The organism is Vibrio hepatarius (assembly GCF_001274785.1).
Classification (GTDB): domain Bacteria; phylum Pseudomonadota; class Gammaproteobacteria; order Enterobacterales; family Vibrionaceae; genus Vibrio; species Vibrio hepatarius.
This window is the reverse complement of the sequence record NZ_LHPI01000001.1, coordinates 181,645-196,080: the sequence shown is the minus strand read 5'-3', so window position 1 is coordinate 196,080 and position 14,436 is coordinate 181,645. Positions and strand designations below refer to the sequence as shown.

The window sequence follows — 14,436 nt, the reverse complement described above, 5'->3', positions numbered from 1 at the left end:
CACTAATCCACCTTAGGCGGGGTTGAGAAGGTGTGGTGTGGTGCTGGGCTTGGAACTGTCCATTCCAACCCTTCTGCGTGTTCCCAAGGCTTGTCTTGTGCTTTCTGCCCGCCGCGAATGCATTTGATCACCACCGCAAGGAAGATCAACTGCGACAAACCAAAGGCAAAGCCACCAATCGACACCACCTGATTCACATCCGCAAACTGGATCGCGTAATCAGGAATCCGTCGCGGCATGCCCGCGAGACCGAGGAAGTGCATCGGGAAGAACAACACGTTGACCGAAATCACCGAGCACCAGAAGTGCCACAGGCTCAACTTGTGGTCGTACATATGCCCAGTCCACTTAGGTAACCAATAGTATGCCGCCGCCATAATCGAGAACACCGCCCCAGAGACCAGTACATAATGGAAGTGAGCGACGACAAAATAGGTGTCGTGATATTGGAAATCAGCCGGAACGATCGCCAACATCAACCCGGAGAAACCACCGATAGTAAAGAGAATGATAAAAGCGATAGCAAACAACATCGGCGTTTCGAACGTCATCGAACCGCGCCACATGGTCGCCACCCAGTTAAACACTTTTACCCCTGTCGGCACCGCAATCAACATGGTGCAGTACATAAAGAACAGTTCGGCAAACACCGGCATCCCGGTGGTGAACATATGATGCGCCCATACGAGGAATGACAGTAAGGCGATGCTGCACGTCGCGTACACCATAGAATGGTAGCCAAACAGTTTTTTACCACTGAAGGCAGGAATGATCGCCGAGACAATACCAAATGACGGCAAGATCATGATGTACACCTCTGGGTGACCAAAGAACCAGAAAATGTGCTGGAACATCACAGGGTCACCACCACCTGCGGCATCAAAGAAGGAAGTGCCGAAGTATTTGTCAGTCAGCACCATAGTCACCGCCCCTGCCAACACTGGCATCACAGCAATCAGCAAAAATGCGGTGATCAGCCAAGTCCAAACAAACATCGGCATTTTGAACCAAGTCATACCCGGTGCGCGCATATTGACGATAGTGACGATGACATTGATCGCCCCCATGATCGAACTGATACCCATGATGTGTACCGAGAAAACAAACAACGCGGTGCTGTCAGGGCTGTATTGCGTCGACAATGGCGCGTAGAACGTCCAACCAAAATCGGGCCCACCACCCGAAGTGAACAACGAAGAAAGTAAAATCAAAAACGCAAACGGCAAGATCCAGAAACTGAGGTTATTCATCCGCGGCAGTGCCATATCTGGCGCACCAATCATCAACGGAATCATCCAGTTAGCTAAGCCAGTAAATGCTGGCATTACCGCACCAAACACCATGACCAACCCGTGCACAGTGGTCATCTGATTAAAGAATTGCGGCTCGACCAATTGTAACCCCGGCTGGAACAGCTCTGCGCGAATCACCATCGCCATCGCACCACCAGTTAAGAACATAATGAAGCTAAACCACAGGTAAAGCGTCCCGATGTCCTTATGGTTAGTCGAGTAGATCCAACGAGCGATTCCTGATGGCGCCTCATGGTGATGATCTTCTTCGACGGCAACGGCGCTATTTGCACGACTGAGATCCGCGTCTGCAGCTGGCGCAGATTTGACCGCTTCTAATGATTCAGGTTTGGACGTTTTCATTCTCCCTCCTTAGAGGTTGGCGATTCAGACGCTCTCATCGCGTTCACATCGGATGCCTGAACAAGATCACCCGTACTGTTGCCTAACCCGTTGCGCTGATAAGTCACCACAGCAGCGATTTCTTTGTCAGTAAGTTGATTGGCAAACGCCTGCATTGCCGTTCCCGGACGACCATTCAGCACCGTATCGATATGAGTGCTCACCTCTCCGGTCGCAACTTTACTGCCCGTGATCGCAGGGAATGCACCTGGGATACCCGCGCCATTTGCCTGGTGACAGACAGCGCAGCGGTCTAGATACGTTTTTTCACCCAATGTCATCAACTCATCTTTAGACAAAGTGGCAGTCAGTGAAGCCGCCGCTTCTTCTTTTGCTTTGGCGATCTCTTGCTTCTTCGCGATCAACCATTGGTCGTACTCTTGCTCTTCCATGGCATGGACCACGACCGGCATAAAGCCATGAGCACGGCCACATAACTCAGCACATTGACCACGATACACGCCCGGTTCATCAATGCGCGTCCACGCCTCATTGATAAAGCCAGGAATGGTGTCTTTCTTCACTGCAAAATCGGGCACCCACCAAGAGTGGATAACATCGTCTGACGTCAGCAAGAATCGGACTTTGCGATTAATTGGCAGCACCAACGGGTTGTCGACTTCTAGCAAGTAGTGCGCGCCTTTTTCTTCCACACCATCGATCGCTTTCTGACTGGTGGCGAGCAAGCTGTAAAACTCGACGTCTTCGTTAAAATAGCTGTAGTGCCACTTCCATTGAGAGCCCGTGATTCTAATCGTTAGGTCAGATTGAGATGTATCTTCCATCGCGACTAAGGTTTTGGTCGCCGGAATGGCCATTAAGACAAGGATAATGATCGGAATCACCGTCCAGATAATTTCGACTTTGGTACTTTCATGGAAATGAGCAGCGACCGCGCCTTTGGACTTGCGGTGGTGGTACATCGAATAGAACATCGCACCAAACACCACCAACGCAATCGCGCAGCAGATGTAAAAGATCAACATGTGCAGGTCGTAGACTTTACCGCTAATGTCCGTGACGCCTTTTGTCATGTTGAAGGTGCGCTCTTCTGCACCGGAGGAAGCAGCATAGCCAGCAAACAACAAGCCAGTCACTCGCCACAATGTTACTTGCAATCTTTTCAAAAGACCTCTCCTTTGCCTTTTCGCCTTATTTGGCTAGCTTTCCAAGACGACCTATTCGGACTTCCAAGCAAAAATTTCCACTGATTCTTGGGGACGTAGAGAATTATTTGTAAACAGCAAAACTGATGTAATTTGTTATATTTATGTTAATAAAAGCTAGTTGGCGTTTTTAGATTGTGCAAGAAAGTGATATTACTTCTTTGGCACAAGCGCAGTTTAGCGATTGCGTTACCACAAATGATAATCGTTATCAGTCATAACCTCCCAAATGTCATACACTTGGGGTAACGATTGAAGAAGGTAGACAGACTATGATGGAACAAGTAACGCGTTGGTTAGAAAAAGACCCAGACCCACGTACACGTGAAGAGTTACAGCATCTGATAGACGAGCAAAACATTGCCGAGTTGGAAGACAGATTTAGCCGTCGTCTCGAATTTGGGACAGCTGGTCTTCGTGGTAAAGTCGGTTGTGGTCCAAACCGTATGAACAGACTAGTGATCCAAGAAACCGCAACCGGGCTTGGTCACTATCTGATCGAACAAATCAAAGACGCTGCTCAACGTGGTGTGGTAATAGGTTACGATGGTCGACCTGACTCGTGTCAGTTTGCCCACGATACCGCGTCTGTTTTAACAAGCCTTGGCATCAAGGTGTATCTGACCCACAAAGTCGCCGCGACGCCTATAGTCGCTTTCGGTGTTAAACACTTCAACGCAGCGGCTGCAGTCGTCGTCACTGCGAGCCATAACCCCCCCGAGTACAACGGCTTTAAAGTGTACTGGGAAAACGGCGCACAAATCATTCCTCCTCATGACTCAGGTATCGCAGCCGAAATCGAACAAGCAGCAACAAAGCCTGTCCCTCTGATGTCACTTGATGATGCGGAAAAGCACGGTTTGCTCGTTTGGCTAAAAGACGATTACTACCAAACCTACCGCAGCACCATGAACACCAATCCACTATTAGCGAACCATACCGCACCAGAATCGATTGGCGTTGCTTACACCGCCATGCACGGTGTTGGCGCAGAGATGGCAGAGACTCTTCTGCAAGATGCTGGTTTTACAAAGGTTTACAGTGTAAAAGAACAACGCGAACCAGATGGCAGCTTCCCGACGGTTAACTTCCCTAACCCAGAAGAAGACGGCGCAATGGACATGGTTATCGCCCTAGCGAAAGTCAACAATGCGGATATTGCTTGCGCCAATGACCCCGATGCAGACCGATTTGCCGTCGCCGCGCGCAAACCGGATGGCGAACACCAAATGCTAACTGGTGACCAAGTCGGCTCGCTGTTTGGTTACTATCTGTTGAACAAAACCGACGCTAGCAAGCAACTGGTCGGTAACACCATTGTCTCTTCGACTCTGCTGAGTAAAATCGCCCGTTCGATGGGTGCGGAATACTACCAAACACTGACGGGCTTTAAGTGGCTGACCAACATTGCGATGCAAAAGCAAACTGCGGAGAAGCAGTTCCTGTTCGCTTATGAAGAAGCACTCGGTTATACCGTTGGCAACAAGGTGTGGGATAAAGACGGACTGTCGGCACTGGTTGCTTTTGCCCAGCTCACCGCCGAGTTGAAAAGCCAAGGCAAGACCGTTTGGGATCAATTAGAAGCGATTTATCGTCAGCACGGCATGTATGTCAACGCGCAACATAGCACCGCCTTGGATCCTAAAGACCCGCCTGTTGGCGATAAACTGCGTGCCGCGCAGCCAACAATGATTGCCGGCCGCAGTGTCGAATTATTAGAAGACCTTAAAGCACTCACCCGTACTTACGCGGATGGCAAAACAGAGAGTATCGACCTACCAGCCAGTGATGTTCTGATTTACCACCTTTCCGGTGGAGCGCGCGTGATCGTTCGCCCTTCGGGAACCGAGCCAAAACTGAAATGCTACTACGAGGTCGTGGAACCTTTTGATCCAGCGGAATCGTTTGCCGAAGCTTACGAGAAAGCCGATCTTGCCATGGACCTCTTGATCGCCGAGCACCAGCACACCATTTAACCTTATGATTTAAAAGATTAAATGATTTAAAACGTAGTAAAAAGCCTCCATTCCGAATACAGAATGGAGGCTTTTTTATGACCGATAGATTGAGGTCAAATCTGCGCTAACCATATCCGAGCGAGCAATCCCGGTGGTGTGGTTATTCCCGTCGTCACACTGGCAACCTCTCCATCCTTCACGACAAAAATCGTTGGCGTTAATGAGATGCCCCACTGCTTGAATAGGCCACCATTTTGGTCATTGATATTGTCAAACTGGTAGCCTTTCTGTTGCAAAAACGCTTTGACTCTTTGGTCAGATCCTGACGACCCTGAAACTGCCACGACAGTGTAATGATCACTGAGCCAGTTGACCGTTGGACTGACAAATTTACACGCTCCGCACCAGGTCGCCCAAAAATAGATCACGACCGGTTGCTCCTGACTGAGTTGATTGATATTGACTACGCGTCCGTCCATCGTTTGCACCGAAAAATCCATTGCCACGTCTTTCGGCATATCTTGGCTACGATACCAATCCACACTGGCCACGATCACCAAACCAAGTACGATGTAAAGCGTGAGCTCTTTCAATCGAGAAAGGAATGTTTTCTTCACGAGCCAGCTCCTCCACTCGCGGCGTTTATCGCTTGAATCACCGCTTTGTCATTTAAAATCACTGGCAGAGGAATGCCCTCTGGCGCAGCGGGGCCATAAACAATATTGAACGGCACACCAAAGCGGCCATTTTCACGTAAATAACGGCTAACGTCACTGTCAGGATGAGTCCAATCCCCTTGCATCGCGACAACCGACTCCAGCTTTAACGTGGAGTAAACCGGGTCTTGTAGAATCACACCCACCTTGTTGGCTTGACAGGTCACACACCAGTCCGCAGTCACATTCACAAACACTGTCTTACCCGCACTTACTGCGGTTGAAATCGCGCTCTGATCCAGCGTTCGCCACACCAAATCATCAGGCAGCGGAGTCACCCACTTATCTGTCGTCATGCTGCCGAGGATCAGAGAGCCAGCCAAAGCCATCATCAAAAATCCGCCCGATAAAACAAACAGCTTATCGCCATACACACGCTTGATGGCTTTTAGTAGCAGCACAAGGGCGACAAGAGCAATAACCACCACCCAAAACACTGGTAAATGATTACTGAGCAAGCTGAGTAACCACAAGCTAGTGCCGAACATCATAATGCCAAACAAAGACTTAACCTTGTTGAGCCACGCACCTGGCTTGGGTAACAAGGTGGCAAGACGCGGAAAAGCCGACACCAACAACCAAGGAAACGCCATTCCCAAGCCCAATGCAGTAAAAATAACAAACAACTCTACGCTGCTTGCTGCCAGAGCAAACGCCACTGCAGTGCCAAGAAATGGTGCAGAACAAGGCGTTGCTAATAGTGTGGCAAACATGCCCTGAGTAAAGTGACCAAGTTGTGACTCATCCCCCTTTGCCGCAAGCCAAGTGGTCATTCGCGCTGGAAGCGAAATATGGAACAAACCAAGCATATTGGCGCCAAACAACCCAGTCACCAATACCATCAAACCGATAAACCAGCCGCTTTGGAACTGAATCCCCCAACCGACCGCACTGCCCGTCAGCTTCAAAATCCACAAGAAGCCAGCCAGCAACCAAAACGAACACAAAATACCCGCGGATGACGAAAGAAACTGTCGACGAACTTGTCCGCGTTTGAGGCCATGAGCAGACACTACGCTACTCAGCTTCATCCCTAGCACTGGTAACACACACGGCATGATGTTGAGAATCAAGCCGCCGATGAATGCAAAGCCGAGCATGATTAAGATCGAGCTGTTGTAACCCTCGATCACACCCGCGCGAGCTTGCAACTCAACTTCAGCCAGTAGCCCCTCGTCTTTCACTGACACTTGCAGAGGGATTTGATTCAGGTCGATGTCATTCATCCAGCTCGACACGCGAAACGTGACTGACACGGCGCCGTTATCGAGTTGTGTCGTAAGTGGTGTGAAGCTGTACTCTTTACCGCGCGAATCAAACGAGTCAACCACCAGCTCCGGAGATTGCCAAGGTAATGCTTTGCTGAGTTTAACGCTCAGCAGTTTGTTCTGTTGGTCCCAAGTCGCTTCCGAGGCAAGAATTTGCGCGGTACCTTTTGGCACCTGACTGATTGCCTGCGCATAGCGGTAAGCGTCAGATTCAGAAACCGCCAATTGGCTAGGAATAAACGTGAGCGAAAACGGGTAGTCGGTCAACACGCACACGGTGTCACACGAAGAGAGTGTCAGCTTGGCGTTCAGTTCAACAGGACGTTGCCAATCTTGAAGATTCAGAGTCATCGGGATGACCACATCATCCTTATACCCGAGCGTGCTGATGCCTAGCAGGTCAAATCGCTGTGGAAACGGCCAATGCCACTGAACGTCATTGAGGTTGCTCGAACCACTCCAATCTATTTTAGGGGCAACGCCACCTTCACCGGGATTACGCCAGTATGTTTTCCAGCCTTCTTCTAGCTTTACTTCGAGAAAGCCTTCAACCGATGGTTGCGCCGAGTTGGATTGCCCGGTGATAACAAATCGAGTTTGTACTGGGGGATGCTGAGGATTGCTCATCCACCCGGTTTCAGTCGCTACCGATAGAGAGGAAAAGCCAATAAGTAGAGCAAGCGTAATTAGGCCAACGAGCTGTTTAAACAGTTTTATATTTAGTATGCGGTTCATATGTTTTCCAAACTTGACCGTCCGTGACAACTCACATTGTCACGTGCGGGATAGGATTTGGCGAAACACGTTTTCACCAAACCTTATGAGATCCGTTATAAGACCGCACTAACATAAAGAACTGCTCAAACTAGGCAATTTTCTTTTGTAAGAAGATTTTATCGACGCCACGAGTTGGAAAGCCAGTGTAACGCCCCACTTCCTCGAAACCGAGCTTGGCGTAGAAGCCCGGAGCTTGGAATGTATAGGTATCCAAGTAGATGTCGGTTACACCAAGTTTCTTGGCCTGTTGCTCCACTTCTGCCATCAGCTTTGAACCAATGCCTGCAGAACGGTTGCTGTCATCCAACCATAGAAACTCGACAAATAACGTGTTGGTAAAAATCTGGCCGGTTAATCCGCCGAGAAAGTTCCCGCCCGGATCTTCAGCGACGCAAGCCAATGACTGCATTTCTTCATCAGGAAAGTGTTTTAAGTTGAAGGACTTTAGCCCGTTGTAGATGAGATCTTTGATGTTTTTTGGCGGGTTCAACATGAACTGTATGTGCATAACAACTTCCCTATTAAAAAGGCCAGCAAATGCTGACCTTTAAAACTGTGCCAAAAAGTGGCTTAACTGGCAAATGAACTTAGCATCCACAGCGCCAATATCACGAAGATTAAACCCATAAACTTATGTTGATAGGTTCTGAATTTGGCGTTTTCAAGCAAAGGCTTACCTAGAGTGCCAACCAAAGCGACCAGCAGTAAGTTAAACGCTAAACCCAGCACATTCAGCAATAAGCCTAGCGCAAGCATCTGTTCACCAGACGTCGCGGTAATATTACTTGATACAAACTGTGGCAAGAACATCACAAAGAACACCAAGGCTTTCGGATTGAGTAAATTACTCACCAAGGCTCGTTGATAAAACGTGGTCGCAACTTTACTCGTACCACCGAGTTGCGGTGCATCAGATGCACTGGCGCGTAAACAGTCCCACCCCATCTTAAGCAGGTATGCACCACCAAGTAGATGAAGCGCTTTGAGCGCAATTGGGCTCATGGCGATCAACGCCGACACCCCTAGCGCCGCTAATAACGTTAGAATCACTCCAGATGTCGCGTTACCCAAGCTCGCAAAGATCCCCACTTTACGTCCGTAGCTCATACTTGAGCTGGCAATCAACAACATATCTGGTCCCGGCAGTAGCAAAAGTGCGACCACAGCCGTCAAATAGACGGGTAGCACTGATAAATCAATCATAATTATTATATTACAGGAACAAGAAAGTGCGGGATTTTATACCAACATAAGTTCTCAATCCATAATAAAGATGGAAGTAAAATAGCCAACACCCAGAACAAATAACAAGCAAACGTTAACGTAAATAGTTCAAATAAAAAGCGCAATTTTGTACAAAAAATTCAAACCCCGTTAGGCTAGACTGCAAAAGGGACGCGAACAGAGGAAGTGCAATGGCGCATCATACGGAAAAGGAATCAGCAAACTTTCAGCTGGCCAGTGAACTGGGCGGGCTTGAACTCCTTGATGCCAAGTACACCAACCAGAACTTTTCGCGTCATAGCCATGAAGGCTACACCGTGGGCGTTATTGAAAAAGGCGCACAACGTTTTTATCGCACTGGCGGCAATCACATTGCTCCCCAAGACAGTATTATCTTAGTCAACGCTGATGAAGTGCATAACGGTCAAACCGCAACCAAAGGCGGCTGGGAATACAAAGCCATGTACCCACTGCCAGAACAGTTTGCGTCGCTGACCGAAGGCTTACTCCCACAAGGCTCTGTGCCTTACTTTCCTGAACCTGTGGTTTATGACCCAGAGATGGCGCAGCAACTGCGTATGGTGTTCGATACCTTAGCGAAATCGGACAACAAACTTCTACGTGAAACCTTGGTCTACGGCACTTTGGTTAAGCTGATTAGCCGACACAGTAAATCTCGCTTAGATTGGGAGCCACAAACGCGAACCCAAAGACAACTCAAGCTAGTTAAAGAGTTTTTGGATGATTTCCCTCAGGCGGATGTGAGCTTAGACGACCTTGCCAAGCTTGCGGGTTTAAGCCCGTATTATTTGGCGCGCAGCTTCCAGAAAGAGTTTGGCTTTCCGCCACATGCGTATCAAATCCAGTCTCGTTTACGCTTGTCTAAGCAGTTATTGCGACAAGGGATGGACATCTCTGACGTCGCACAAGAAACCGGATTTCATGACCAAAGCCACTTCCACCGTCATTTTAAGCGCGCGATGGGCGTGACACCGAGACAGTACAAACCACAGAAGGGCAAACGTAAATAACAACAGCAGTTTTGTACAAGCGTTGGCTTTGCCCAAGTGTCTAAATAGGGGCAAGTGAACACAATTTGAGACAATAATGAGTACTATAAGTTTGAATTCTATTGCCAATCCTTCCCGTAGCCGTTTATTCCTGCAAGGCACGGTTGCGATGTTACCACTTAGTATTGCGGTGATCCCTTGGGGCTTACTTGCTGGATCGTATGCCGTCGAATCAGGGTTAACCATCATTGAAAGCCAAGCTCTATCGGCAATTTTATTTGCGGGTTCAGCGCAACTTGTCGCCACAGGTATGATCAAAGCCGGAGCGAGTTTAACCACGATGTTACTCGCGACCTTCTTTATTACCTCCAGACACTTCCTTTATAGCGTGTCGATGCGCAGCAAAGTGAGTCCACTTCCGTTGAGATGGCGATTGGCGCTAGGTTATCTGCTCACTGACGAGCTATTTGCGCTTTGTGGTCAACAATCGGACAAGCAATTTGATCGTTGGTACGCCCTAGGTGCAGGCTTAAGCTTTTACCTGTTTTGGAACATAGTTACGTTTATCGGGATTCTCGCCGGCAATTACATCCCTTCGATGAACGAACTCGGGCTTGAATTCGCCGTCGCCGCCACCTTTATTGCTATCGTAATACCCAATGTGAAAACGTCACCTGTCCTCGCTGCGGTAGTCGCGTCTTTAGTCATCGCGGTCACATGCAGCTATTTCGCTATAGAATCGGGACTGATGATCGCCAGCGTTGGCGGTATGGTCGCAGGCTATTTGGTTGAATCGTTTAAAGGAGCGAAGCGATGATTTTGCTGTCAATTTTTGCAATGACGCTTTTGGTTTTCGTCAGTCGATATCTGTTTCTGGAGCCTAGATTGCCGCTGCGCTTAAATCCGCAAGCGCAGAGGTTGCTCAGTTACTCAAGCCCTGCGGTATTAACCGCGATCTGGGCACCTATCGTATTTATGCCGGAGCAAGAGCTGTGGGTCACACCGGACAACCCTTATCTGATTGGCGCCCTAGTCGCGGCGGTCATGGCATGGAAAACTAAAAACGTGTTGCTCACCACCTTTGTTAGCATGGCGGTATTTCTGGTTCTAAAACTGCTTTAACTGAGCCTTTAGCCGAACAACGCAGCGATCAAAAACACCACCACTGCGATACACAGTGTCCATTTCACTAAGATACCAATTTGCGGTGAGCCACCATTCGGCGCTTTGTTACAACAACCCATAATAAAAAACCTCTGATTGAATCACTCAATCAGAGGTTAAACCTTTGCCTTGGGGTAAGGTAAAGAACTTTATTCAGCAACCCATTCAATTTCGATTAAGGTTTCGTCTTTACACTTCAAACGCGCCAAAAACAGGTCTCCGCGATGTACTTCTCCCACGCCTTGCGGTGTTCCCGTCATGATCACATCACCATCTTGCAATGTGGTGTAGCTTTGTAACTCTTGTAAGATCACCTGCGGCGGGTACATCATCTGCGACACATCGCCTTTTTGCACACGCACGCAGTTAATGAACAATTCTATCTCTAGGCTATTGATGTCTAATCCTGCAACGGGAATAAAACGGCTGAATACGGCAGAGCCATCAAACGCTTTTGCTCTTTCCCACGGTAAACCTTTCTCTTTCAGCTTAGATTGCAAGCCACGCTTGGTCAGGTCGAGCCCAAGTCCAACCGCATGAAACTGGTTGTTTTTGATCAGGAAACAGATTTCACCTTCGTAATGAAGTGGCTCTTGATGGGTCGCACGCAGTACCGAAGAAATAGAAGTCGATGGTTTGTTAAACACCACCATTTGCTCAGGAACAGCATTATTAAGCTCGTGAATATGCTCTAGATAATTGCGTCCTACACAGATAACTTTGGTTGGGTAAACCAACTCTTCATCAAGCTTAACCGAATACATCTCACCTTCCCTGAACCATGAATATCAGCGAACGATTTTAGAGCAAATATGAGTAAAGGGAACTACGATAAGTCTGAAAATCAGATCCAAAACCCATTATTAATCAAAGCCTAAATAGCAAGAAACGCGTTGTACACAGGCACAGGTTAGCAAAGACAAACACCTATTCGCTTAACACTTGGTGTATGACTATCTCGGGAAGATTGCTCATAGTTTCCCCCGACGTCACCTAACGCAGTCAGACCGCTAAGGCTAATGATGCCCTTAACCTTAGCGTAATTGGAAAGGTATCTATTTAGCGTTTACCGCTCTTACAAACACTTCTTGAGCACCTTCGATGTTTAGTGCTTTCGCTTCATCAAGTAAGCTCAGTGCCTTATCGATGTTGTTGGATTCCACTGCCTGCCGGATGGCATTGTGGTAGTAAGATTGTGTTTCTGGAATAGCTTGAATCGCAGGCTGGGCTGGCTTTTGAACTACCGCGACTTCTTCAGGCTTGGCCTCTACCAGAGATTTTTGGTTGTAACCACTAAGCGTGATTGTTTCCACACTCAAAGAAAAGTGGCCGTTGTTGGATGCTAAGTAGGTAGGATCCGTCACAATCGGCATCGGCTCACCAGATTCTTGCGCTCTGATCTTTGCAGGATGAGGCACAACCACTTTTTTGCCAAGCTCTGAAGTCTTTACGTAGACGATCATGTAAGGAGTCTTGACCGTGTCTACTTTCTCGGTCAATTCATAGCGATTCTTGGCGAAAGCATCAGAAAACTTCACGGTAAATGCATCATCGATTGTCTTAACAACGTTGAATTCCGAATCAAGTAATTCAACTTGAGGAATCGCCACCTCCCCATCTAGCATCAAGCTTCTTAGTCGTATTTCAACCAAGCCTGATTGCTGGGCAAAGGTAAACGCTGAAAAATAGCTCTTGCTACCATCAAACTGATTAACAGGTGACGAAGCGTTCAGTTCAAAGTCCAGATCTTGATTTTGTTGTAGTCTAAACCAAGGGAAATGACTGGCAGACTCGCAACATACTTCTGTTTGCAGGGGTAAGATATTTTGCTTAAGAGATAAATCATCGCTTGAAGCACAACCGATTAAACTCATGCCGGAGAGTAGCAAGGTAAGGTATTTTTTCATCTCTATATCCATTTCTTATTATATGAGTAAAGGCAGTCTTAAGACTGCCTTCTATGTTATAGCTCGTAAACTTAACTAACCGAGTTAGAACCAGATTTCAGCTTCGACACCAAAGCGAGTTTCGTCACCATCCGAGTCTTTAGCCCAAGCGTAATCATCATCGCTAGAAGTCATGTAAGTTACGTATGGCTTGATTTGAGGGCGGCCCCAGTAGTCAGCATTCACAGTGAACACAGGTGCTAGAGTTGCAGTTACGAACGAAGTATCGTCTTTATCGCGTCCCCAAGCCGAACCGTCATCAAGCATTTCGTTTGCGTAAGTTAGCACGGCTTCCATACGGAAGTTGTCGTTAATCTTGTACGATGGAGTCACACCAACGAATAGACGCTGAACATCATCTTGTCCCCAAACTTGACGGTCATCTTTGTTATCAAGCGCCCAGTAAACAAGCTCAGTACCAATCTGTAGGTTATCCGTAACGTTCGCAACACCGTAAGAAGTCAAAAAGATCGAACGATCACTTTCATCCCAACCACCGTTCCAAGAACCGAAGTTGACACCTTTGGTACCAGCTAAGCCTTCACCGTAAGTCAATGCAGTTAAAGACCAACCATCAAAACCATAGTAGCTTGTAGAGTAAGTGACAGAAACACCCACACCATCGTCTGCCGCATTTGTTGAAGAATCAACGTTGGTTCTAGTCATGTACTTAACGTCGAAGTCAAACTTACCACCAAGACCTTCCACGCCGTACATGTATAGGTCAACAGAAGTCATTGTTTTGCTGCTTCCGTTGTCGTCTAAGTTATCATTCTTACAGTTGAGTGTAGCGGTACCGACAGTACAGTAACCATCACCAGCATCAGCAGAAACAACCGCTAAGCCCATGTTGTCGTGTTGGATACCACCACCCAGACCAGAAGATTGTTTCCAGTACTCTTTTGTGATGATACCTGCTTGGCGGTTTAGGTAACGCTGACCAGCCCAAATACTTGTGCCTTCCGCGAAGAAAGAGAGATCGCCCAGTTCTACATACGCTTCTTTGAATTCGAACTCACCAGATTGTAGGTGTCCTTCGTTACCGCCTGAAGAGGTGTAGAAACCACGGCCGTTACCACCTTCGTGGTTACCATATTCCGTTTTCAGAACGTATTTAGACCATGAGCCATTTTCGTAATTGTCACCACGAGAAACCGTGAATTCGACTTGATTAGGGTTTCCTGAGAACGCGGCACCTGCTGCGCGGTAGTCACGACGGTGCGCCCAAGTCTCACCAGTATCTAGAGACTCACCTACGTTGTATAGCAGGTGGCCATAACCGTTGACTTGCCATCCCTGTTGAACTTTATCATCTGCGTGAGCAGCACCAATAGCAAGTGTAGAGATCACTGCCGCAGCAACTATGCTTACTTTTTTCATTATTAACTCCGTTTAGGGTTTCTTATTCTTTTTTACGCTCTCCCCGATACATCCCGAAAAGGCAGCTACAGGTGGTAAAAAGAGAGGTAAGACGAGACGTGGGTTAACCCCTTGTCTCCATTTGTTTCAACTG

General features: G+C 47.9%; 13 protein-coding genes. 4 read left to right on the top strand and 9 right to left on the bottom strand.

Annotation, left to right across the window (positions count from 1 at the left end; translation table 11 throughout):
• Positions 1–2 precede the first annotated feature (2 nt).
• Together ctaD and coxB are read right to left on the bottom strand one after the other, a co-directional pair.
• Positions 3–1,655 (bottom strand): cytochrome c oxidase subunit I, encoded by a 1,653-nt coding sequence (gene ctaD / locus AKJ31_RS00930; RefSeq protein WP_053407212.1) that lies wholly within the window; start codon positions 1,653–1,655, stop codon positions 3–5.
• Entirely contained in the window at positions 1,652–2,782 is a 1,131-nt protein-coding gene (gene coxB, locus AKJ31_RS00925) for a cytochrome c oxidase subunit II (protein ID WP_436410926.1), read from the bottom strand. The genes ctaD and coxB overlap by 4 nt, the downstream gene beginning before the upstream one ends.
• Positions 2,783–3,132: 350 nt before the next feature.
• On the opposite strand from coxB, the gene AKJ31_RS00920 reads away from it, so the two are divergent.
• Positions 3,133–4,836, top strand: a complete 1,704-nt coding sequence (locus AKJ31_RS00920) for a phospho-sugar mutase (RefSeq protein WP_053407210.1) — start codon at positions 3,133–3,135, stop codon at positions 4,834–4,836.
• A 95-nt stretch (positions 4,837–4,931) separates the two neighbouring features.
• Here the strand turns inward: AKJ31_RS00920 and AKJ31_RS00915 are convergent, their stop codons facing one another.
• The 4 genes from AKJ31_RS00915 to AKJ31_RS00900 all read right to left on the bottom strand — a co-directional run bounded on the left by AKJ31_RS00915 (position 4,932) and on the right by AKJ31_RS00900 (position 8,782).
• Complete coding sequence (locus AKJ31_RS00915; protein ID WP_053407209.1) at positions 4,932–5,435, bottom strand: protein disulfide oxidoreductase; 504 nt, start codon at positions 5,433–5,435, stop codon at positions 4,932–4,934.
• Positions 5,432–7,537, bottom strand: a complete 2,106-nt coding sequence (locus AKJ31_RS00910; protein WP_053407208.1) for a protein-disulfide reductase DsbD family protein — start codon at positions 7,535–7,537, stop codon at positions 5,432–5,434. The genes AKJ31_RS00915 and AKJ31_RS00910 overlap by 4 nt, the downstream gene beginning before the upstream one ends.
• A 130-nt stretch (positions 7,538–7,667) precedes the next feature.
• Complete coding sequence (locus tag AKJ31_RS00905) at positions 7,668–8,087, bottom strand: GNAT family N-acetyltransferase (protein WP_053407207.1); 420 nt, start codon at positions 8,085–8,087, stop codon at positions 7,668–7,670.
• Between the two features lie 62 nt (positions 8,088–8,149).
• Positions 8,150–8,782: a LysE family translocator gene (locus AKJ31_RS00900; RefSeq protein WP_053407206.1), complete on the bottom strand. Its 633-nt coding sequence runs from the start codon at positions 8,780–8,782 to the stop codon at positions 8,150–8,152.
• Between the two features lie 212 nt (positions 8,783–8,994).
• Between AKJ31_RS00900 and AKJ31_RS00895 the strand changes: the two genes are divergently transcribed.
• From AKJ31_RS00895 to AKJ31_RS00885, 3 genes are all read left to right on the top strand, one after another.
• Positions 8,995–9,834, top strand: coding sequence for an AraC family transcriptional regulator (locus AKJ31_RS00895; protein WP_053407205.1), 840 nt, complete (start codon positions 8,995–8,997; stop codon positions 9,832–9,834).
• Between the two features lie 76 nt (positions 9,835–9,910).
• The gene (locus tag AKJ31_RS00890) at positions 9,911–10,630 is read left to right on the top strand and encodes an AzlC family ABC transporter permease (protein ID WP_053407204.1); all 720 of its coding nucleotides are present in this window, start codon (positions 9,911–9,913) and stop codon (positions 10,628–10,630) included.
• Positions 10,627–10,935 carry an AzlD domain-containing protein gene (locus tag AKJ31_RS00885; protein ID WP_053407203.1) on the top strand — a complete coding sequence of 103 codons (309 nt, stop codon included), beginning with the start codon at positions 10,627–10,629 and terminating at the stop codon, positions 10,933–10,935. Before AKJ31_RS00890 ends, AKJ31_RS00885 begins: the two co-directional genes overlap by 4 nt.
• 191 nt (positions 10,936–11,126) lie before the next feature.
• Here the strand turns inward: AKJ31_RS00885 and AKJ31_RS00880 are convergent, their stop codons facing one another.
• The 3 genes from AKJ31_RS00880 to AKJ31_RS00870 all read right to left on the bottom strand — a co-directional run bounded on the left by AKJ31_RS00880 (position 11,127) and on the right by AKJ31_RS00870 (position 14,303).
• Positions 11,127–11,741: a fumarylacetoacetate hydrolase family protein gene (locus AKJ31_RS00880; protein ID WP_053407202.1), complete on the bottom strand. Its 615-nt coding sequence runs from the start codon at positions 11,739–11,741 to the stop codon at positions 11,127–11,129.
• A 291-nt stretch (positions 11,742–12,032) separates the two neighbouring features.
• Positions 12,033–12,884 (bottom strand): MalM family protein, encoded by an 852-nt coding sequence (locus tag AKJ31_RS00875; protein WP_053407201.1) that lies wholly within the window; start codon positions 12,882–12,884, stop codon positions 12,033–12,035.
• A gap of 84 nt (positions 12,885–12,968) precedes the next feature.
• Positions 12,969–14,303, bottom strand: coding sequence for a carbohydrate porin (locus AKJ31_RS00870; RefSeq protein WP_053407200.1), 1,335 nt, complete (start codon positions 14,301–14,303; stop codon positions 12,969–12,971).
• Between the last annotated feature and the right edge of the window lie 133 nt (positions 14,304–14,436).